General features: G+C 36.8%; 19 protein-coding genes. 12 read left to right on the top strand and 7 right to left on the bottom strand.

What is annotated here, in order from left to right; genetic code table 11:
- Positions 1-31 precede the first annotated feature (31 nt).
- From ABN256_RS16015 to ABN256_RS16005, 3 genes are read left to right on the top strand one after another with little or no spacing between them, the layout of a single operon-like run.
- Positions 32-859, top strand: coding sequence for an oxamate carbamoyltransferase subunit AllH family protein (locus ABN256_RS16015; RefSeq protein WP_196553879.1), 828 nt, complete (start codon positions 32-34; stop codon positions 857-859).
- A gap of 47 nt (positions 860-906) precedes the next feature.
- A complete protein-coding gene (locus ABN256_RS16010; protein ID WP_197269944.1) occupies positions 907-1,812 on the top strand; it encodes a carbamate kinase in 906 nt (301 codons plus the stop codon).
- 25 nt (positions 1,813-1,837) lie between these two features.
- Positions 1,838-3,082 carry an MFS transporter gene (locus tag ABN256_RS16005; RefSeq protein ID WP_196553881.1) on the top strand — a complete coding sequence of 415 codons (1,245 nt, stop codon included), beginning with the start codon at positions 1,838-1,840 and terminating at the stop codon, positions 3,080-3,082.
- Positions 3,083-3,140: 58 nt separating this feature from the next.
- On the opposite strand, the gene allS is transcribed toward ABN256_RS16005, so the two are convergent.
- From allS to ABN256_RS15975, 6 genes are all read right to left on the bottom strand, one after another.
- Positions 3,141-4,055, bottom strand: coding sequence for an HTH-type transcriptional activator AllS (gene allS, locus ABN256_RS16000; protein ID WP_072070143.1), 915 nt, complete (start codon positions 4,053-4,055; stop codon positions 3,141-3,143).
- Positions 4,056-4,430: 375 nt separating this feature from the next.
- The gene (locus ABN256_RS15995) at positions 4,431-5,252 is read right to left on the bottom strand and encodes a CPBP family intramembrane glutamic endopeptidase (protein ID WP_196554030.1); all 822 of its coding nucleotides are present in this window, start codon (positions 5,250-5,252) and stop codon (positions 4,431-4,433) included.
- Between the two features lie 327 nt (positions 5,253-5,579).
- Positions 5,580-6,515, bottom strand: a complete 936-nt coding sequence (locus ABN256_RS15990; protein WP_196553882.1) for a phosphatidate cytidylyltransferase — start codon at positions 6,513-6,515, stop codon at positions 5,580-5,582.
- Positions 6,502-7,224, bottom strand: coding sequence for a lysophospholipid acyltransferase family protein (locus ABN256_RS15985; RefSeq protein ID WP_196553883.1), 723 nt, complete (start codon positions 7,222-7,224; stop codon positions 6,502-6,504). The genes ABN256_RS15990 and ABN256_RS15985 overlap by 14 nt, the downstream gene beginning before the upstream one ends.
- A gap of 3 nt (positions 7,225-7,227) precedes the next feature.
- A complete protein-coding gene (locus ABN256_RS15980; protein WP_196553884.1) occupies positions 7,228-7,890 on the bottom strand; it encodes a CDP-alcohol phosphatidyltransferase family protein in 663 nt (220 codons plus the stop codon).
- A gap of 947 nt (positions 7,891-8,837) precedes the next feature.
- Positions 8,838-9,473: a response regulator transcription factor gene (locus ABN256_RS15975; protein ID WP_109409787.1), complete on the bottom strand. Its 636-nt coding sequence runs from the start codon at positions 9,471-9,473 to the stop codon at positions 8,838-8,840.
- A 466-nt stretch (positions 9,474-9,939) separates the two neighbouring features.
- Between ABN256_RS15975 and ABN256_RS15970 the strand changes: the two genes are divergently transcribed.
- Positions 9,940-10,935, top strand: coding sequence for a LacI family DNA-binding transcriptional regulator (locus tag ABN256_RS15970; RefSeq protein ID WP_196553885.1), 996 nt, complete (start codon positions 9,940-9,942; stop codon positions 10,933-10,935).
- A gap of 46 nt (positions 10,936-10,981) precedes the next feature.
- Here ABN256_RS15970 and ABN256_RS15965 read toward each other — a convergent pair whose 3' ends face one another.
- Positions 10,982-12,448 (bottom strand): glycoside hydrolase family 32 protein, encoded by a 1,467-nt coding sequence (locus ABN256_RS15965; RefSeq protein WP_349439732.1) that lies wholly within the window; start codon positions 12,446-12,448, stop codon positions 10,982-10,984.
- Between the two features lie 274 nt (positions 12,449-12,722).
- Here ABN256_RS15965 and ABN256_RS15960 point away from each other — a divergent pair, with 274 nt between their 5' ends.
- From ABN256_RS15960 to ABN256_RS15925, 8 genes are all read left to right on the top strand, one after another.
- Complete coding sequence (locus ABN256_RS15960) at positions 12,723-13,670, top strand: PfkB family carbohydrate kinase (RefSeq protein WP_115350804.1); 948 nt, start codon at positions 12,723-12,725, stop codon at positions 13,668-13,670.
- A 233-nt stretch (positions 13,671-13,903) separates the two neighbouring features.
- Positions 13,904-14,815 carry an EamA family transporter RarD gene (rarD, locus tag ABN256_RS15955; RefSeq protein ID WP_197269946.1) on the top strand — a complete coding sequence of 304 codons (912 nt, stop codon included), beginning with the start codon at positions 13,904-13,906 and terminating at the stop codon, positions 14,813-14,815.
- Between the two features lie 122 nt (positions 14,816-14,937).
- On the top strand, positions 14,938-16,128 hold the full coding sequence (purT, locus tag ABN256_RS15950; RefSeq protein WP_349439731.1) for a formate-dependent phosphoribosylglycinamide formyltransferase: 1,191 nt from the start codon (positions 14,938-14,940) through the stop codon (positions 16,126-16,128).
- 193 nt (positions 16,129-16,321) lie between these two features.
- Complete coding sequence (htpG, locus tag ABN256_RS15945) at positions 16,322-18,205, top strand: molecular chaperone HtpG (RefSeq protein WP_349439730.1); 1,884 nt, start codon at positions 16,322-16,324, stop codon at positions 18,203-18,205.
- A gap of 181 nt (positions 18,206-18,386) precedes the next feature.
- Complete coding sequence (adk, locus tag ABN256_RS15940) at positions 18,387-19,031, top strand: adenylate kinase (RefSeq protein WP_023582632.1); 645 nt, start codon at positions 18,387-18,389, stop codon at positions 19,029-19,031.
- A gap of 174 nt (positions 19,032-19,205) precedes the next feature.
- The gene (hemH, locus tag ABN256_RS15935; RefSeq protein ID WP_340893639.1) at positions 19,206-20,186 is read left to right on the top strand and encodes a ferrochelatase; all 981 of its coding nucleotides are present in this window, start codon (positions 19,206-19,208) and stop codon (positions 20,184-20,186) included.
- A 162-nt stretch (positions 20,187-20,348) separates the two neighbouring features.
- Positions 20,349-21,467 (top strand): LPS O-antigen length regulator Wzz(fepE), encoded by a 1,119-nt coding sequence (gene wzz(fepE) / locus ABN256_RS15930; RefSeq protein WP_164526679.1) that lies wholly within the window; start codon positions 20,349-20,351, stop codon positions 21,465-21,467.
- 103 nt (positions 21,468-21,570) lie between these two features.
- Positions 21,571-22,881 (top strand): inosine/guanosine kinase, encoded by a 1,311-nt coding sequence (locus ABN256_RS15925; protein ID WP_072070131.1) that lies wholly within the window; start codon positions 21,571-21,573, stop codon positions 22,879-22,881.
- Positions 22,882-22,962: the final 81 nt, after the last annotated feature.

Raw genomic sequence — 22,962 nt, 5'->3', positions numbered from 1 at the left:
AACGATAAATCACAGCAATAAAGGGGGCATTATGCAAATTCAAGCACTTCAAACCAGCCAGCATATCACTGATTTTGAAGGTGAGATTAAATGTGTGGGCATTTATGACCATGCTTTGAATTTCATTTGCCCTCAACAACGCTTAATCACTTTTCATCGCGAAGGGAGAGGATTAAGCCCGATGGGATGGTTATTGAAACAAAATGATTTCGATTATTTTGCTAAACAGTGCCATCCCTCGGTCATGATGAGTCTAAAAGATCATCAAGCAATACTTGCAAATAAACTCACTCTACTCGCAGGTCAGAGTGAGAATTTACGTTTACAAGATAAAGCGGAACTAGATTTGCGTTGGTTAGAAAGTTTTTTTTCTCTGCTCTCACCCTCGATTGCAACAGGGTTGTATGGACCATTAAAAAATTATCGCCAAATCGCGCAACTCAGTGAAATTAAGTTATTAATTAAGCTATTTCATAATCAGTCAGTGGGCAATGCGGTTAACTGGGCCATTTTTACAGGGAAAGGCCCCGGATTAACACCAAGTTCAGATGATATGCTAGTGGGAATGTTATTTGCACATTATTTAGCAGAGCCAGAAAAAAAACTTAATTATTTTTTTAATAACACTCCCCCTTTATCTGAATTGACCACCGTTGTCAGTAAGCATTATTTGGAATATGCCACCCAGGGAATATTTTCTACCTATCTCATTCAACTAGGTAAAAAAATAAAGAATAAAGAGATTATTTTTAAGGATATGTTGGAAATACTCTCTATTGGTCATCATTCCGGTGCAGATACATTACTGGGATTATGGATTGGTTACCAAACTAAAAAACAACGACAGCATATTGATTAAATTTTTTTAATAAAAGAATTTATATAAACATTCGGATACGGATAATTATGAAAACAATTGTTATTGCTTTAGGCGGAAATGCATTATTACAACGCGGAGAAGTTTTGTCTGCTGAGAATCAATATAAAAATATTGAATTAATGTCAGAGACAATTAATAAATTAGCAAAAGAGTACCGTGTTGTATTAGTACACGGCAATGGGCCTCAAGTTGGACTACTTGCACTACAAAATCTGGCATATCAAGATGTTCCTGCATATCCGTTGGATATTCTAGTGGCTGAAAGCCAGGGTATGATTGGTTATATGATGATGCAAAAAATTAATCAAAATAACCCAGATCAAGCTATTACAACGGTAATGACGCGTGTTTCTGTTGATATTAATGATGAAGCATTTAACGATCCAAGTAAATTTATTGGCCCTATTTATGATGAAGCTGATAAAGAAGAATTGATTGCTAAGTATCAATGGACATTTAAACAAGATGGTAAACATTACCGTCGTGTTGTGCCATCACCAACACCGAAAAAGATTATTGATATCGAAGCGGTAAGACTTTTATTAGATAAAGGTCATATTGTTATTTGTGGTGGTGGTGGCGGTATTCCAGTCAATAATACAAATAATGAATTTATTGGTAGTGAAGCGGTTATTGATAAAGATTTAACCGCGGCTTTAATTTCTCGTGAATTAAATGCAGAGCACTTTGTTATTTTAACAGAGGCTGATGCTATTTATAAAAATTGGGGTACACCAGAACAAGCCGCAATTCGTGAAGCAACACCAGAAGAACTTGCACCAATGGCTGTCGCTGATGGCGCAATGGGACCAAAAATTATGGCGGTGAGTGATTTTGTTAACGCAACTGGGCAACAAGCCCATATTGGTGCATTACAAAATATTCAACAAGTTATTGAAGGTCAGTCTGGCACTTTAATTTATAAGTCTTAATAAAAATTCTTTCAGGAGCGTCATTATGAACGATGCACAAGTGAATGAGAAAGGCAAAGTCCCTTATTGGGTCAAACTGACCATTATCTTCTTTTTTGGTTGGATTGCACTTTATGGTAGCCGCGCTATTGTCGGCCCATTAATGGTAAATATTGGTGCTGAGTTTGATCTTACTAAAGCTCAACTTGGTTCTATTATGAGTATTTTCTTTATCGGATATACAGCACTCAATATTCCATCAGGCATGATTGGTGACTATTTAGGTAAGAAAAAAGTATTAGTAACCGGGGTTGTGCTCTTTGGTGGGTTCACCATTATTGCGGGTATGATGCCAACTTACGTGACCTTTATGTTTGCATGGGTCATGGTGGGTATCTTTCAAGGCTTCTATTATGGCCCTCAATATGGTTTATCTTCAGAAGCGATACCGAAACATCGTATTACGTTAGGTAGTGCGATTATCAATAGTGGTATGGCATTTGGTCTGTCGATTGGTTATTACATCTCAAGTATTTCTGTTGGTGAGATGGGAATGAGCTGGCGTGCGCCGTTCTATATTATTGGTGTTCCTATTATCATCATTGGTTTGGTGATGTTATGGATAATCAAAGATAAACCCAAAGCACAATCTGCGGCAGAAGCTGGCGCACCAAAACAGAAAGTTAAACTGACATTTAAAGACTTATTTGGCAATCGCAATATCAACCTTGCGTATGTCACTATCTTCTGTTCAATCTATGGTTTCTTCGTATTAGTCACTTGGTTACCGTACTACTTAGAAACTGAACGTGGAATTACAGGGACACAAATTTCAACTATTGCATCATTAATGCCGTGGTTTGCTATTCCTGGTTCACTTATTTTTAGCTGGGTTTCAGATAAAATTGGTCGTCGTAAGCCTGTATTGCTGATCATGTTACCACTGTCACTTGTCGCTATTCTTGCTGTACCAATGTCAGAATCAATGCCTGTATTAATTGGTGCTCTGATCCTTTACGGTATTGTAGGTAAAATCAGTACAAACCCAGTATTGGTTGCTGTAGTTGCTGATAATTCACCACGACATGCGTTAGGTACATCGTTTGGTGTTTATAACTGTATTGGTATGCTGGGTTCGGTTTTCGCACCAACACTAACGGGTTTCTTATCAGATAAAACAGGAAGTATGGACTCAGGTTTCTACTTTGCCGCTATTCTGATTTGTATTGGTATTGTGGCCAGCCTCTTTATTAAAGAAAGCAACAATAATAATGAAGAAGCAAAAGCATAGCTCACCATTCAGTTAGTCATTGAATAAACAGTAAAAGGGCAGACTTCGGTTTGCCCTTTTAGTTTAAAGGATCGTAAAACGATTGCACGCTAGGATGATTTTGCTTAAAAAGCTCGACTAAATAACTGACCACAGCGCCTTTTTTATCTTCACACCATGCAAAAGAAAGCGGCGAATTATGACGACGATTTTTTACTTCTTTGGCAATTAGCTGGCCACTATCAATAAGAGGTTTACACAAACTTAATGGTAAAAATCCGATACCGACGCCTTTTAAATGACAGGCTAATTTGGTGTGTAAATCAGGTACGCGAATTTCGTGCTGACCGGATAAGCGCCATGCTGTGCGTTTAGAAAGATGGCGAGACGTATCTTCTACGTTAACCGCGGAATACATTCGCATTTGATCATCACTTAATACCCCACTGATATTGGCTAAAGGATGATTAGGTGCGACAACAAATTGCCATTGAATTTCACCCATGGCGCAAATATTGATATTATTCTTAAGGGACTCATTCCCCGTAACGCCAATAGCAAAATGATAATCTTCATTAATAAGTGCATCCCAAACACCCATATAAACTTGGCGAGTAATATGAAATTGTGTGGAAGGAAAACGTTGATGAAGACAAGCCAGCATACTGGCAACCGCAGTGCGATCATAAAGAAGATTATTAATGACAATATTCACTTGATGTTCGACACCAGCATTCATTTGTTGAAGCTCAACAGGCATCGATTCTAACCATACAATCCATTGGCGGCATTTTTCTAATAAATATTCACCTGCTGGGGTTAATGTTACGGTTCGGGTTGTACGATTAAAAAGTTGAGTACCAATATTTTCTTCTAATGTTTTAATCCGATAACTAATGGCTGCGGATGTTTTATGAAGCATATCGGCAGCTTTCGTAAAACTTTGGCAATCGGCGACCTGTATAAAAGTACGGATCATTTCTTGGTCTAACATATCTTTTGTCCTGGTAATAAGAGAGGCAAAATTTCAGCAGATAATGCTGAACTAAAAAAAGCAAACAAAGCAAAGCTTACCTATTTTTTCTAAGGTCTATACTGCAAAGTAAGACAACTTCTTATCGTGTTAATGGATGTTATTATTATTGGTTTGATATTGTGTGCCGTATGAAGTTTCGATTATTTATAGATAAGCGATAAAGCATACTAACAAAAATTTTATCGGATGATGGGCGTAAATAAGAATATCTATATTCCATTTGTGTGATTACTTTCACGTTTCACTCATCCTTTTACCGATGAAGTTAAGATATCAGTAAAAGGCGGTGAAAGTCAGGATAAAAAATTCTTTAATAAGATGAAAGAAAAGAGATCAGGCTATTTTAAATGGGTAAGTAAAAAAGAGTAGATGAGTCAAATTAAGCACAAAATGAAACGCGGTTGAAACCCAAAGCCGACCACTCCACATCCAAGCCAAACCATAAATAATCCCTGCCAACGAAGCGAAAACAACTAACAATATTCCTCCTGCAATATGTGCGAGGCCAAAGATTATGGATGCAATTAATAGTGCAACATAAGGAGGAAGGTAACGTGATAAGGTTTGTTGAATAACACCTCTAAATAAAGCTTCTTCAGCAAGAGAGACAAAAAAGAGGTTTGCCAGAATAAATGCAGGTAACCAATGTGGTAAATGAAGCTCAATGGCTAATCCCCCTAATTTTACGGCAATAAGTAATAATGCAGGAATAGCAATAATCAACATTATCCATTGTAGTTTATTCGCTTTTTTTAATGGAGGACAGACAAAAAGTGTGGGAATGAAAATGAGAAAAATAAAGGGTATCAATGCTTTATCTGCATTGAAATAAAACGTAAAAGGGGCGCTTTTTATTCCTATAGAGGTGTATGAAAGGTAACGTAAATTGTTAAAGCCAGGAAGAAGATGAAAGGCTAAACCACTAGCAATGATAATAAGAGCAAGAATGATAATTGCCCGAAGCAGTGGTTGTGTTTTATAACGGGAATAAGCAAACGTTAATAACAGAATACTAAAGATAATCGGCAAGACTTGCCATGTAATAATGCCTGTTATAAATGCGCTAAGTGCTGTGACTGCAAGTGTAATAAGTGCAAGTATGCGATTGAAACCTAAAAATAATAAAGAAGCAGCGAGAAGTAGCCAAGTGATCATAATTATAGATATTTTAGAATGAAAAGGGGCGTTAGGGTAAAAGATAGCTGGCATTTAGGCTATCATAATGAATAAAAAATACAGAAATCAGACCTCTTGATTAAGAATGTTATTAATTAATAAATTGATTTTATTATAAAAATAATAATATTTACTTTTAGTCTAAAATAAAAACAATTGTTTAATTATTATGTTGATAATCAATATCTGATATTAAATTTGTATGAATAATAAGATAAAAGTGAATATATAAACATGCCGATAATATGGATATCGGCATGTTTGTTTGTCTTGAGTTCGCTTATTTTTGACTAAATAGTGTAAAAACTAAACGTAAAAATAGCGAATAACATGAAAGAAAATAGGGGCCGCAAAACAGAGTGAATCCATTCTATCCATCATGCCACCATGGCCTTCTATCATTGTGCCAAAGTCTTTTACGCCACTGTCTCTTTTTATCGCTGACATACATAAACCACCAGCAAAACCCGCCAATGTAATGACTAAAGAGAGTAAAAAGGCGGCCCACCATGAAAAAGGCGTCGCCCACCACAACATCATACCGATAAGGCTGGCGGAAATAATGCCACCAAAAAATCCTTCGATTGTTTTATTTGGGCTTAATTTAGGCACGATAGGATGTTTGCCAAATAATTTACCAAAGACATATTGGAGTACGTCAGAAACTTGTACCACAATCATTAAAAAGAGCAGTAAGTTGATATTACGGCCTTCAAAACCTTCAATAGGCAACATTAATAGTGCCGGAGCATAACTTAGGCAATAAATGGCGATCATCACACTCCATTGCACTTTTGCCATACGCTCTAAGAAATGGCGGGTATCACCTGAAAGTGCCATGCGTGTTGGGATTAATAAAAAGGCGTAAACAGGAATGAATATCGCCATTAAATTATACCACTGCACACCAACGAGAATGTATTGGATAGGTAATATCACAAAGAAACACCAAAACAATGCCTCATGATCGCCTCGATGTGTTGGGGTTAATGTAATGAGTTCACGAAGAGCAAGCCATGAAATAATAGTAAACAGTACCACAGAGCCAATTGCGCCAATACCAATTGCAACACCCGCAATAATACACATTACCCACCAAGCATTGATCCTTGAGTTAAGGTTAGTAATTGTTGATGTAGGGCCTTTAATTGCCGCAAGAATAGCGCCAATAATGCTGGCAACAATTAAGAAAGAGAAGAGTCCGATAAATATCCAGAGGACTTCATTATTAATACGTTCCATTGTGTAACTCCTCTAACGCGCTTTTGGCTCTTATCAGAAACTCTTGTTTACTTTCATTTTCATGGGTAGCTACTATAGGGGCACCAAAAATTGCACTACAAATAACGGGAACAACTAAGCGGGAGCCTTTAGGGAGTACCCGATTTAAGTTTTCAAGATAAATGGGGACTAATTGAACATTCGGATTTTTACGAGAAAGATGCCAAAGGCCAGCTTTAAAATCCTGAATAGATTCGCCATTGCCTCGTGTGCCTTCTGGGAAAATAATTAGAGATTCACCTTGGTCTAAAATATCTTGCATGATAGCCAGTGCATTCATTTTATTCGATGTTGATGATGCAGTTTCGTCCGTTGATTGTTCAAGTATCTTTTCACATTGATTGTTTTCTTCAGCAATATTCATTTTAGCAGCATGGCGAGGAATAAGGATTGCCCTAAAAATACGGCGAGACAAATAGCGACGTAAGCGATTTTTATTCCAGTAATCTTCAGCGGCAACGGGATGTACATAAGGACGAATATCAGGCGCAAGGCAAGACCAAATTACCAAACCATCAAGATGACTAGAGTGGTTAGCATAATAAATACAAGGTGTATCTTTCGCTATCGGAGACGTTTGTTTTGCTCGAATACCCGTTAAAAAACGACAGATAGAGACTAATACGGATGACACCACTTTTGCATCTAAAGCAAGTTTTCCATTTTTCATTAATCAGACACCTTGTGCTAAATCCCGTAAAATTCGACGGGTTCTGAAAATTGTGGTTAGTGTTGAACCTAAAATAATAATCCATAATGAGATAAAAAAGAGCCACACTCCCCAAAGGTTAGGAATAAAAGCAGCAATTACAGCAATTGAAGTGAGTAAAGCCATTCGATGTTGTTTTGCCATAGGGCCTGTAAAGTGTTGTTCTAATCCACAGCTCCCGCCTAGCACACGAACATAAGCAGTCATTACCGCAAAAAAAGCACCTATCCAGCCTAAAGTAATAGCCATTGAAAAGTCGCTGGATAAACCATAACCGACACCTAAAATGATCAGCGTATCTGCAATTCTGTCTGGTAATTCATTATAAACTGCCCCTACAGGGCTTTTCATCCCGCCTTCAACCGCAACCATACCATCTAGTAAGTTACAAATAAGACGACCTTGGATCATTAATGCACCAAGGATCAATAAGAACGAGCGTAATAAGCCATGAGAATAAGAAAGGGCAAAAAAGAGCGATAGGCCAGCAAGCAATGCAAATACGATGCTAAACACCGAAATACCGTTGGGCGTAGCCCCTTTTTGCTGTAAATAGCGGCTTGATTTTGTTGCCCAGTTTGTTTGTCTTGCTTTTATAGGACGGCGATTTTTATCTTGGTTATTCATTTTTCTTTGTAAAAAAGCGAGTTAGGAGGGGATAGCATAAGGCTTATTGGTCAAAGTGAGAATAAGAATAAACGTATAAGCTTATCTTATATTTTTAAAGTACATATTTATCCTATCTTCTAATACTCAAATTAAGACTATAAATAAATTATCAATAAATATTTACTTTTCTAGGGGTTAATACTTATTCAGTGATAGTCTATTATACTTACCAGTAATGATCTTTTAATGATGATCTTTATTGGATTGGTATTAAGTGGGAATGACAAATAATGTATTACATTATTTAAACTATAAAGAGAATAAATTTCTTAAGTAAAAGGGAGTATAAAGGATAATACTTATTATTCTTTCTTGTTTTACGACCAAAATTACGATAATTTAAATACATTAATTAGAATATTCTTATTAATAAAATTTCGATTAAATCGAAAATGAAATCGCATAAACAATCTCTAAATGAACATAAAAAAAAGAGACCAGAATCTATTTTGTATTATTTTTTAATCATTAATAATTTCTATCGTAAAATAAGAATAAAGAATAATGGAAATTTAAAATGAGAATGTTCATCTTTATAAAAAGTAAAAAATGATTTATATCAAATGAAATGCTTCACATATTCTTATATTGCTATTACTAATAAAAAACAGTAATTATAGTTATTAATAATAGCGATTATGAAAATAAAATATATGAGTGTTTTAAATCGAAATTAAACGAACCATAATGAAAGGGTGGCATCAAAATAAGTTGCCGCCCCCTTCTATCGTAGAATGGAGTATAACGTGTTAATTATTCCCATATTAAGTACAAATCATCCAAAATAGAATGTTTTAGAAGTACAGATTTCTCTCATTAATAAAAGATAATGAAAATTAAACAGGTCATATCGTTATATCTTTAGATAATACAACCTATTGAAAAATAAAAATCACTTGATGGAATTAGTTTATTCTCAAGTCATATTTCTTAAAGAAATCATATTCTTGAACTAACTGTGGTAGTGATCTTATTTTCAATTTTGTATACATGTTTGAGCGATGAACTTCAACAGTACGAGGAGATAGCGAAAGTTTTTCCGCCGCTTCTTTGCTCGTATTTCCCTCAAGGATCATTTCCATAACTTCTTTTTCTCTATTTGATAACTTACCAAATTTATCTTTTAAAGATATATATGTTCGGAATTGCTCAACTTCACTTTCATAATGAAGGAATGATTCTGAGACAATATTAAGAAGTTCATTTACATTTAAAGGGCGAGTTAAATATTCAAAAGCGCCTGATTTAAATGCACTACGACAACTTTCAATGGAACTATCCCCAGAAATAATAATAACAGGAATGATATTTTTCAATTTGTTGAGTTCTTTAATCAGTGCAATTGATGGTGCTGCACTGCTTTTTGTATTAATGATGATGCATTCTTTATGTGCTCCTTTTGTTGAAGAGAAATAGTATTTCAAGAAAGCCTGTTCATTTGAATAGGTTTTCACATTAGCAGCTAAAGAAGAAAGAACAGCTTTAAGTTGAACTTTTGTACTGTCATCTTCAAATGTGATTAAGTGGATTATTGATTCCATATGTTGCTCCTGGTTTTACTCAGCTCTTTCACTAAAAGTGAATGAGTAACGAAATTTGACTAATTTATAAGTTTTTTATGTAGGGTAACATTCACGCAACGGAGCCATATTCAGAATATATCAAATTAAAAATGATTAATACTTCTGTATTATATTATAGATAAAATATCAGAACTTTGTTTTGTTTCAATATTTGTATTTTATAGATAAGAATAATTTATTTCCATAATGGATGTTCGGATAACTATTATTAATTGTAACTAAGTTTTTTACCGTAAGTGATTTTAACTATATTGAACGCACTTAATAAGTAAAAAAATAATATATTTAGGTGTCTATTAGCGAGAAAATTAATAGTTGTATTTAGTTACAATAAAATTCCCTTTGTGGCTTTTTGACTTTACTTCTTGTAAAATAGCACTTTATTTATACCTATTCCTTTTAATAAACCAATCGAGCCAATACTATGGCGTCACTGAAAGATGTAGCTCGACTTGCATCCGTTTCTTTGATGACAGTCTCAAGAGCGATTAATAACCCAGAGTTATTAAAACCAGAAACACTGAAACAAGTCCAAAGTGCTATTGATCAACTTAACTATGTTCCAGATTATTCTGCACGAAAAATTCGTGGGCAAGGAACAAAAGTTTCCTCAATTGGCGTTTTAGCAATTGATACCGCAACAACACCATTTTCTGTTGAAATGATTTTATCTATTGAGCAAACAGCAAGAGAATTTGGATGGAGTTCATTTGTGGTCAATTTGACTGCACAAGATTGTTATGAAAATGCTATTTGGCAGCTTTTAGCCCAGCGACCAGACGGTATTATCTACACGACGATGGGATTACGTGAAATTTCTGTGCACGAAAAATTGCATGATAAGAATCTAGTGTTAGCGAACTGCTTGGATAAGTCACACTCTTTTCCAACTTATATTCCAGATGATTATCATGGGCAATATTATGCAATGAAAAAAGTCATTGAGAAGGGATATCGTCATCCTTTGTGCTTCTATATACCTGAAGAATCGGTTGCGGGGCCTATTCGCCGTAAAGCGGTTGAAGATGCTTGGCAAGAAGCAGGGCTACCATTAACACATTTACGCCAATATACGATGATGTTTGGCGATGAGCATTACCGTGATGTGATTGAAATATTGAAAAAACATTGCACTCATCAAAAAGCAGATTTTGATATCCTAATTTGTGGTAATGACCGTATTGCTTTTTTAGCTTATCAAGTCTTGTTGTCTATGGGATTGCGTATTCCAGATCAGGTTGCTGTTTTAGGATATGACAATATGATTGGTACAGGCGATCTATTTTATCCGCCATTAACAACGGTTCAACTACCTCATTATGAATTAGGTAAAGAAGCAACATTACATATTATTCAAGAGCGAAATCATCAAAATACGGTACACGTACCTTGCCAATTAGTTGAACGTGAGTCGTTATAGGACTCACGTTTTATCATCATCAAAATAGAATGAATGATTTTCAAAACTAGCCGATATGATTTAATCGCCAATATTCACCTGATAACAATATTGCATCACCACTCATTGCAAAAAGGCGTAAAGAACGTGCATCTTGTGGCGCATAATATCGACTACTTAATGTATATTCACCTTGATTAACAAAGACTTCAATTGATGAACGATCAATGAATATGCGTAAATTTAATTGACACCCTTCAGGTAGTGGAATACTGCGAGCACCACTGATATTGTATTGAGGGTAATGACGATTAAGCACTAAACGATTTGATTGATTATCTACAAAAAGCTCTAGCCCTTCACCTAGCCATAAGCCAAACTTTTCAGCTTGGCTGTCTAAAGACCATGTTAAATCAAGTTCGATAGCTGATGCGTTATCTATTAACTCTATAGATTGATGGCTTAATGTAAGAGGTTTAATGGTATTTTTTTCTTGGCGTAATGATTCAACTTCTTTGACTGGTACCATACATAAACGATTTTTTCTTTTATCAAAGGTAATTTCACGAGGCAATGTGAAGCAACCGGACCAAAACTCCGCTTTTGATGGCATGGGGGAATTCCACATATCCATCCAACCCATAGAAACACGACGACCATCAGGAGTCATAAATGATTGGGGTGCATAATAATCATGGCCATTATCTAGCTCAACAAAGTGGCCTTGTGGTTTAAATGGTTGGTTTGGTGACCATTGACCGATTAACGCACCCGCTTGAAAAAGGTTCCGGTATTGATAGCCTTCCGTACGTTTTCCTTGGGGTGAGAAGACAATCGCAAATTCATTGTCTTGGCTTATCGGGAAGAAATCAGGGCACTCCCACATATAGACGTTTTTATCGTCAGTTTTTCCCAAAATAATGTAATCGGTGCTCCACTGTTTCCCTTCTTCAAATAAGGTTTCATTAGAAAAGAGCAAAACTTGTCCTTGATCTTTTTCATCTCTGGCACCGACAACCATCCACCATTTTCCGTCTTGATACCATACTTTAGGATCACGAAAATGCATATAACCTTCGGGAGGCGGTAAAACGATCCCTTTTTTTTCAAAATGAATACCGTCTTCACTGATTGCAACACATTGTGCTTCATAGATTTGGCTATCATCACCTTCGGCTGCTAACCAGTTGTGCCCTGTGTAGAAAAGATAGAGTTTGCCTTCGTGGCTAATTGCTGATCCTGAGAAACAACCACTTTTGTCGTAGTCATCTCCCGGTGCTAACGCAATAGGCTGATGTTGCCAGTGGATCATATCGGTGCTTGTGGCATGTCCCCAATGCATTGGACCCCAATCTTGAGAATAAGGATGGTGCTGATAAAAAGCATGATATAAACCATCATGATAAATAAGACCATTAGGATCATTTAACCAACCTGCAGGCGCGGCTAAATGAAATTGGGGATAAAAAGTATTACCTCGCTTTTCAATCAAGGTACTTAAGGCATTTGTTGATTGTTCTAAACGGTGTTTCATATCATTATCCTTATTATATTTTCAGTGTCTTTAGCTCACGTTTTTACGTTATAAAAGAATAAAAAACAGATTAAACTATGCGTTACTTTTCTTTGTTAACGATAACATTTCAAGGTGAAAAAACACTTTTTATAAGATTGACTTTATCATAATATCTCATTATGTTAACGTTATCAGCGTGGATTTACGAGCAATATCTTCCTTTAATCGTTATGAATAGTCATAAAAACAGAATATAGTGAAGAAAAATAATTGCTTATCTTCAGGAGAGATTATGAAAGTCTGGTCTTTAGGTGATGCTGTTGTTGACCTGATCCCATTGCAAAACATGCAATATGAAGCATGTGCTGGTGGCGCGCCTGTCAATGTCGCTGCGGGCGTTGCTAAACTGGGTCAACAAAGTGGTTTTATTGGGCGTGTAGGTGAAGATGCGTTCGGCCATTTTATGCAAAAAACATTGTTTGATTTGGGTGTTGATACTCGAGCAATGGAATTTGATGAGTTTCACCGTACCAGTACAGTTCTTGTCTCTTTACAAGAAAATGGTGAGCGTGATTTTACTTTCTTAGTTGCTGAATCTGCAGATCAATTTTTAACTGAAAAATCTTTACCTGCGTTCGAAAAAGATATTTTGCATTTTTGCTCTTTAGCATTAGTGAATCCCATTTGTCGCTCAACCTTGGATACCGCGATAAAGAGTATTAAAGAGACGGATTCATTGCTGAGTTTCGATATTAACTTACGCCCTCAAATGTGGCGTGATCATGAGGAAATGCGCGAAGTTATCGATAATTATGCGCATAAGGCCGATATATTAAAATTATCAGAAGATGAACTTACGTGGATGACACAAGAAGTGACATTGAATAATGCGCTTAAAAAATTAGAAGATTATCCCGCGCGTTTAAAAGTGATCACTCAAGGCTCTAAAGGATGTTTAGTATTAACTCCCAATACTCAAGTTGCATTTAGTGCTTTTACCGTTGAATGCATTGATACAACAGGGGCAGGGGATGCCTTTATGTCTGGTTTGTTGGCGGCACTTGCAGAATATGGTTTTGCTGAAGATGAACAATATTTATCAAAAATAGTGACGCAAGCGGCTGCTTGTGGTGCTTTGGCCACAACTCAAAAAGGAGCGATAGCAGCGGCACCAAGTCGTAAAAAATTACATGATTTTGTTCAACAACAACCTCCTTTACATGTTCGGGAGATTTTCTGATAACTCACTGATTTTTTCTGGTTGTGGTTTTTACCACGCTTTCTCTTAATGGTATTTTCTTGCCCTCCATTAATACTGGTTTTTCTCGAAGCCATTATTAGTGGAGATTTTTTTATCTTTACGATTAGACGCTTCTATTTTTTATCAATCAATCAGCGATGTTGATCATATTGTTCTATCTGTTTTAAGCGTATGATATTAAAACGTATCGACTTTTATTGATGGAATATTAAATGTGGGCTCAATCGGGCGCAGTATTAGCCATTTTTTCTTATATTCTTTGGGGGATCACACCTCTTTTTTATCGGCTTTTACCTGGTGCTCAACCTTTAGAAATGTTAGCCCAGCGTTTAATTTGGTCTATTCCTTTATTATTGTTGGTGCGACTTTTTATCAAGAATAGAACTCAATGGTACGCGGTTTTCCAAGATAAACGCTCTGTTTTTATGTGTTTATTTAGTTCAATGGCAATGGCGGTTTCTTGGTGTACCTTTACCTATGCATTAACGCATCAACAAGTATTAGAAGCGAGCTTAGGGTATTTTATTAATCCACTTTTCTCGATTTTATTAGGTGTGATCTTTCTGAAAGAAAAGCTTAATCCAGCAGAAAAGTGGGCAGTTACCTTAATTTGTGCGGGGGTGGGATACCAGCTGTGGATGTACGGGGAATTACCGGTGCTGGCTATTATGATGGGGGGCGCATTTGCTGTATATGGATTAATTCGTAAGTTTATTCGTTTTGATGTAATAACCTCTTTATTTATGGAAACTCTTTGGCTAATGCCATTAGCAATAGGTGTGACCATTTGGTTGTTTATGACAGATAAAAGCGCGCTACCTTCAGCAGATAATCTGACTCGTTTTTATTATGTTTTAACCGCACCTGTTACTATATTACCATTATTGTTTTTTACTGCGGCGGTGAAACGAACTACGTTAACCGTTATCGGACTAGCGCAATATATAGAACCTACTATTCAATTTTTATTAGCTGTTTTCTTATTTCATGAAGCTTTTGATGAAGTTAAAGGTGTCAGTTTTTCTCTAATTTGGCTGGGGCTTTTATGCTGTATCTTGGCACTTATCCGAAAACGTCTTAATTATCTAAAAATCCAAAAAGGAAAACGTAGCCAAATTTTGTAATTGTTTTCTTTCTTTGATTGATTATTTTTGCCTGCCTATTTTTCTATCAAGTAAAATCCGTTATGCTACGCAAAGGCAATCGTTTGCGTCATTGTGTTTTTTATAAATAGTGAGGGTAAAAAATGACTGTGTTGGGTACGGCTCTTACAGCTAATGCAACAAAGGTAATGCTATTAGGTGCAGGTGAACTGGGTAAAGAGGTGGCTATTGAATGCCAGCGCCTAGGTATTGAAGTGATTGCAGTTGATCGCTATCCCAATGCACCCGCGATGCATATCGCACATCGCCATCATGTGGTGAATATGCTTGATAGTAATGCATTAAATCTCATTATTGAACAAGAGAAACCTGATTTTATTGTTCCTGAAATTGAGGCGATAGCAACCTCGTTATTGGTTGAATTAGAACAAAAAGGGCAAAGAGTTGTTCCTTGTGCACGTGCTGTAAAACTCACAATGGATAGAGAGGGGATCCGTCGTTTAGCTTCGGAAACATTACTTTTACCAACATCAAATTATCAATTTGTTGATGATGAAGTGAGTTTTAAAAAAGCTGCTTTAGATATCGGTTTTCCTTGTATTGTCAAACCTGTTATGAGTTCGTCGGGGAAAGGACAAAGTGTTATCCGTAGTGAAAATGATTTAGCACATGCTTGGGCCTATTCTCAAGAAGGCGGACGAGCAGGAAAAGGGCGTGTTATCGTTGAAAAAATGATCCCGTTTGATTTTGAAATTACTTTACTGACTATTCATGCTGTTGATGGTATCCATTTTTGTGCTCCCATTGGTCATCGACAAGAAAAAGGAGATTACCGTGAGTCATGGCAACCTCAAAAAATGAGTGATATAGCTCTTGCTAAAGCAGAACATATTGCGAGTAAAGTGGTGGAAAATTTAGGGGGTTATGGCTTATTTGGCGTAGAGTTGTTTGTTCAAGGCGATGATGTATTTTTTAATGAAGTATCTCCCCGTCCTCACGATACGGGATTAGTGACACTAATTTCACAGGATTTATCAGAGTTTGCACTTCATGTTCGTGCTTTTTTAGGTTACCCCATTGGGGGGATCCGTCAGCTAGGTAACTGTGCTTCAGCCGTTATTTTGCCAGAGCTACATAGCTCAAATATCGTTTATTCTGGTATTGAAAAAGCGTTGAAGGCGAACCGTCAAATTCGTCTTTTTGCGAAACCTGAAATTACAGGCTCTCGCCGCTTAGGGGTTGTACTTGCACATGCTGATACCATCAAACATGCGCTAGATGAAGTAAAAGCAGGTGTAAACGCGATAATTATTAGTGATGGTGAGCAACTATAATATTTTTTGCTGCTAAGTTTTCGCTATTGCTTAGCAGTATTTTTTATTTGTTTGGTCGATTTTCAATCGATATTAGCCTGCTAATATATTTTCTTCATGTAATTTATGACTCTACCCTTGAAACTTGCTTAACTATCCCCACTTTTTACTCATATTGATTTTTTTCGCCAAATTAGGATTAATTGAGGTAAAAATGAGTATGAAAGGTCAGGAAACAAGAGGATTTCAGTCAGAAGTTAAACAACTTCTTCAATTAATGATCCATTCTCTTTACTCCAATAAAGAAATTTTCCTTCGCGAATTGATTTCTAACGCATCAGATGCGGCTGATAAATTACGTTTTCGTGCATTATCAGATGCAGCACTTTATGAAAATAACGGTGAATTGCATGTGCGCATTTCCACTGATAAAGAGAACCGAACTCTGACTATCAGTGATAATGGTATTGGTATGACTCGTGATGAAGTCATTGATAATCTAGGTACTATCGCAAAATCAGGTACCAAATCATTCTTAGAATCTATCGGACAAGATCAAGCTAAAGATAGTCAATTAATTGGTCAGTTTGGTGTGGGCTTCTATTCAGCATTTATCGTTGCAGATAAAGTTACTGTGCGCACGCGTGCTGCGGGTGAAACAGCTGATAAAGGCGTTTTCTGGGAGTCTGAAGGTGAAGGTGATTACACCGTTGCTGATATTGAAAAAGCGGATCGCGGTACTGAAATAACGCTTCATTTGCGTAAAGGCGAAGATGAGTATTTAGATGACTGGCGTCTACGTAGCATTATTAGTAAATATTCTGACCATATTTCTTTGCCTGTTGAAATTGAAACGAAAAATGAAGAAGACGGTACAGTAACGTGGGAAAAGATTAATAAGGCACAAGCACTGTGGACTCGTAATAAAGCTGAAGTCAGTGATGATGAATATAAAGAGTTTTACAAGCATATCTCTCATGACTTTGCTGATCCATTAAGCTGGGTACACAACCGAGTTGAAGGTAAACAAGAATATACAAGTTTGTTATATGTACCTTCAAAAGCACCTTGGGATTTATGGAATCGTGAACAGCGTCATGGCTTAAAACTGTATGTACAGCGTGTCTTTATTATGGATGAAGCTGAGCAGTTTATGCCTAATTACCTGCGTTTTATTCGTGGGTTAGTTGATTCCAATGATTTACCACTAAACGTTTCGCGTGAAATTCTACAAGACAGCTCTGTTACACGTAACTTACGCAGTGCATTAACTAAACGTGCATTACAAATGTTACAAAAACTGGCAGAGAATAAGCCTGAAGAGTATCAAACGTTCTGGAAAGAGTTTGGTTTAGTCTTAAAAGAAGGCCCAGCAGAAGACTCCTCTAACATTGAAACTATTGCTAAATTACTGCGTTTTGCATCAACACATAACGACAGTGATGCTCAAATTGTTTCACTGGAAGATTATGTGAGCCGCATGGTAGAAGGTCAGGAAAAAATTTATTACATCACTGCTGATAGCTACGCTGCCGCGAAAAATAGCCCTCATTTAGAGCTATTCCGCAAAAAAGGTATCGAAGTATTGCTGTTATCAGATCGTATTGATGAATGGATGATGAATTATCTGACAGAATTTGATGGCAAATCATTCCAGTCTGTCAGTAAAGCCGATGAATCACTTGATAAGCTGGCGGATGAAGAAAAACAAGCTGAACAAGAAGAAACCGATAAACAATTAGCACCTTTCGTTGAACGCATTAAAACCTTGCTGGGTGACAAAGTTAAAGAGGTAAAATTAACACACCGCTTAACAGATACCCCTGCGATTGTGACAACCAGTGCGGATGAAATGACTACTCAAATGGCGAAATTGTTTGCGGCAGCTGGACAAGAAGTGCCAGAAGTAAAATATAACTTTGAGCTAAATCCAAATCATCCATTAGTGAAACAAACAGCAGAGTTAACTGATGACGCTTTATTTGCTGATTGGGTCAATTTATTACTGGATCAGGCATTATTTGCTGAAAGAGGCTCTTTGGAAGATCCAAACCAGTTTATTCGCTTAGTGAATCAACTTTTAGTTCAAAAAGCGTAACTGTTTTCGTTTTCAAACATTTAAACCACGTTTCTCTGAAAAGAGAGCGTGGTTTTTTCTTTTTCGACAAAAATAAAATGCAATCGCTACCGTGATTTCTTGAGCGATGACCTCACAAAATGGTATGGTAATGCGTTTTCGAGTTTAAATATAAAAAATTAAATGCAAGGGGATTTACGCGATGCGTATCATTCTGCTAGGCGCTCCAGGCGCTGGTAAAGGCACTCAGGCTCAATTCATTAAAGAAAATTATGGTATCCCGCAGATTTCAACTGGTGACATGTTACGTGCGGCAGTAAGCGCGGGTACAGAACTAGGGCTGAAAGCAAAAGCGTTGATGGACAATGGTCAATTAGTCACTGATGAATTAGTGATTGCGTTAGTTAAAGAGCGTATCAAACAAGACGATTGTCGTAATGGTTTCTTGTTGGATGGGTTCCCAAGAACAATTCCACAAGCTGATGCAATGAAAGAAGCAGGTATCAATGTGGATTTCGTACTGGAATTCGCAGTACCAGATGACATCATTGTAGAACGTATTATTGGCCGTCGTGTTCACGCACCATCTGGTCGTGTTTATCATGTGAAATTTAATCCACCTAAGGTGGAAAATCGTGATGACGTGACAGGTGAAGAGTTAACAACACGTAAAGATGACCAAGAAGAAACCGTTCGTAAACGTTTAGTTGAGTATCATACTCAAACGGCACCGTTAGTTTCTTATTATCAAAATGAAGCTAAAGCAAGCAATGCAAAATACTTCAAAGTTGATGGTACACAAAAAGTTAGCGAAATTAATGCTGAACTGAAAAGTATCCTTGGCTAATTTGTCATCGCTATGATTAATCCCGGTTTAGCCGGGATTTTTTTTATCTTATTTAGCCTGTATAAAATAAGTTAAAAAATTCGATCCAATAAATTGACAAGCACAATTCATTATTTTCCTTTATTCTTCTACTCTTTGGTTATCCTAATAAAAATAACTCTAAGGAGTCATGGTATGAATCATGCTAAGTATGGTGTTCTTCTCGTTAATCTTGGTACACCTGATGCGCCGACAACGGGTGCTGTCCGACGTTATTTAGCACAATTTCTTAGCGATCCTCGTGTTGTTGATGTTTCTCCTTTAATTTGGAAACCAATATTACAGGGCGCGATATTGCCGTTTCGTTCTCCTAAAGTAGCAAAACTTTATCAACAAATATGGATGACAGAGGGGTCCCCGCTGTTAGTTTATAGTCGAGCTCAACAACACGCGCTTGCTCAGCGATTACCTAATATACCTGTGGAATTAGGGATGTGTTATGGCAATCCATCGCTAAATGAAGGGATTGAAAAACTGTTACACCAAGGTGTTGAGAACATTATTTTGTTACCACTTTATCCTCAATACTCTTGCTCTACTTCTGCTGCTGTGTTTGATGGTGTAAGCAAAATATTGAAAGGGATGCGCACTATTCCATCCTTAAATTTTATTCGTAGCTACCCTGAACACCCGCTTTATATCAAAGCACTTGTTACCTCTATTGAGAAGAGCTTTCAGCAATATGGAAAACCAGATCGCTTAATTCTCTCTTTCCATGGCATTCCTGAGCGCTTTATCAAAACAGGGGATATTTATTATGATGAATGTTGCCTTACAACGGAAAAGCTTAAAGAACAATTAGAAATACAATTAGGCTACCCTAAAGAGCAGGTCATGTTGACGTTTCAATCGCGCTTTGGTCGTGAACCTTGGTTATCACCTTATACTGATAAAACGATGGAAAAGCTGGGAAGTGAAGGTGTTAAACATGTTCAGGTTGTATGTCCAGGATTTTCGTCGGATTGCTTGGAAACATTAGAAGAAATTAATGAACAAAACCGCGAGTTCTTTATTCATGGTGGTGGTAAACAGTATGAATATATTCCCGCATTAAATGATGATCCTGAGCATATTGACTTGCTAGAGGCGATGATCCGCGAGATATGCAAAAAATAATTACTGAATTCTATAAATAAAATTATCGGATTTGATGATATATTAATTTGATCATATTTCAGTTATATATAAACTTATCTTTTCTCATTTTTTAAGTGTTTTAGTGTTAATCACTAAAATGCTGATAAACGGACACTGCATTACATAAATTTAGGCAGGAAAATGAATAGTAAGCTTTCAAAACCACAATCTTCAGAAATTGATAAAGGAAATTTCGATGACTTTTATCTAAAACAGAACGATGAAATCGATCTTTTTGAATTATTTTCTGTTATTTATAAATCAAAATTTGTCATTATTGGCATTACGTTATTATTTGCTATCGTTGGCTTTACTGTTGCAAGCTTTTTACCTCAAAAATGGACAAGCCAAGCTGCAATTACCAAGCCAATGCTCGATGAAATGAAGCAGTTAAGAGCCACATTGACTGAACTAAGCCTAGTGGATGTTGATACGGGCGTTAATGGTTCTTCCGTTTATCAAAAATTTATCAATAACTATAACTCTCGTGTTTTACGTGAAGAGTATTTGGTAAGTACGGATTATTACAAAAGTTTGCTGGCTAAAATGGAAGAGCCAACGCCACTGGATAAACGTAAATTAATTGAAGAAATAGTAACGAAAGATATTAATTTAAAAGCTTCAGATGATAAAAATAGTGAAGAAGAGTTTAGTGGCGAAATTAATCTAAGCTTTACTGCACCAACCTCAGAAGAGGCTTATGATTTACTTTCAGGCTATATTCGTTTTATTTCCACTAAAGTACGTATGGAAGTGAAAGACGAAATAGATGACCAAATTGAGCGTAAATTAAGCTTTGCTCAAAAAGCGTATGAAATGGACTTAGAACGTATTGCTAATGCACGTAATGTAAATGTCCAACGCTTAAAATATGCGTTAGAGATTGCTAATGCGGCAGGTGTAAAAAAACCAATTTCAAGTGAAGGCGCACAAATTAAAGATGACCCTGATTACTCTATTGCTATGGGTTCCGATGCGTTAAGTAGTAAATTGGCTATCACAGAAGCTATCACTGATCCAACAACAGTGAGTGCTGATCTGAAAAACCGTTTATATAACATGAAGCAGTTAGAGAAAGTGAAATTAGATGAGCTTCAATTTGTACCATTCAAATATATGTTGAAGCCTTACGAACCGACTAAAAAAGATGCCCCTAAACGTGCTCTGATTTTAGTTGGAGCTGCTTTTGTTGGTTTCATCCTTTCTGTAATGGGTGTTTTACTGAGCTATATGGCGAGAAGCCGTCGTAAAGCTGCATAAAAATATCTCCAAATAAGTAGGTGTACAGACGTACACCTACTGTCTCTCCCATAATATTGTGTTAACATTGCGCATCTTTTTTAGCTGTGTAGCATCGTTCACAATGAAATTCCCTGGCAAACGAAAATCCAAACACTATTTTCCCGTTAGTTTACGAGATCCTTTATTACAACCCATCATCAATATGACGGAGAGCGAATCTTCTCGCGCCTATATTGTCGGCATTGACCAAACATTGGTGGATATCGAAGCGAAAGTTGATGAGGCATTTATTACCCGTTATAACTTGAGTCAGGGACACTCTCTCGTTATTGAAGATGATGTTGCAGAAGCACTTTATCGTGAATTAACAGATAATAACTTAATTACTCACGAATTTGCGGGTGGCACCATTGGTAACACGTTGCATAACTACTCTGTATTGGCTGATGACCGCTCTGTGTTATTAGGTACTATGTGTAATAACATTCAGATTGGTAGCTATGCTTATCGCTATTTATGTAACACGTCTAGCCGTACTGATTTGAATTACCTTCAAGGTGTCGATGGTGCTATTGGGCGCTGTTTTACGCTGATCACAGAAAATGGTGAACGTACTTTTGCAATTAGCCCAGGTCAAATGAACCAACTTCAGCCTGAGAGTATTCCTGAAGAGGTGATTGCAGAAGCTTCAGCATTAGTTTTAACAGCTTATTTAGTACGTTGTAAGCCTGGAGAGCCAATGCCTTTGGCGACCATGAAAGCAATTGAATATGCGAAAAAGTATGATGTACCCGTAGTGCTGACATTAGGTACTAAATACGTTATTGCGGATGATCCACAATGGTGGCGTGATTTCTTAAAAGAGCATGTGTCTGTTGTGGCAATGAACGAAGATGAAGCATTTGAGTTAACGGGGCATTCTGATCCTCTTCTTGCCTCTGATGTGGCGTTAGAATGGGTTGACCTAGTTCTTTGTACCGCAGGCCCTGCAGGGCTTTATATGGGCGGTTATACGGAGCAAAGCTTTAAACGTCAAACAACGCATCCATTATTACCTGGTGCAATTGCTGAATTTAATCGTTATGAATTTAGCCGCGCAATGCGCTACAAAGATTGCGAAGAGCCTGAAAAAGTTTATTCCCATATCGAGCCTTATATGGGGGGCCCTGAGAAAATCATGAATACAAATGGTGCGGGTGATGCAGCATTATCAGCATTACTGCATGATATTACAGCAAATAGTTATCATCGAATTAATGTGCCGAATTCGAGTAAGCATCCTCGAACTTATTTAACCTACTCATCATTAGCACAAGTGTGTAAATATGCTAATCGAGTGAGTTATCAAGTGTTAAGTCAGCATTCGCCACGTTTAACGCGTGGTTTACCTGAAAAAGAAGACAGCTTAGAAGAAGCCTATTGGGAACGTTAAGTTTACATTATTTCTAAGTTTTGTTTTATCTGTGTGAAATAAAAAACCTATCAAATTTGATAGGTTTTTTATTGAGTTAAA

It is taken from the genome of Proteus sp. fly-1008, from assembly GCF_040140305.1.
Classification (GTDB): domain Bacteria; phylum Pseudomonadota; class Gammaproteobacteria; order Enterobacterales; family Enterobacteriaceae; genus Proteus; species Proteus vulgaris_B.
The sequence above is the reverse complement of the archived record's forward strand: the minus strand, read 5'-3'. Positions and strand labels throughout refer to the sequence as shown.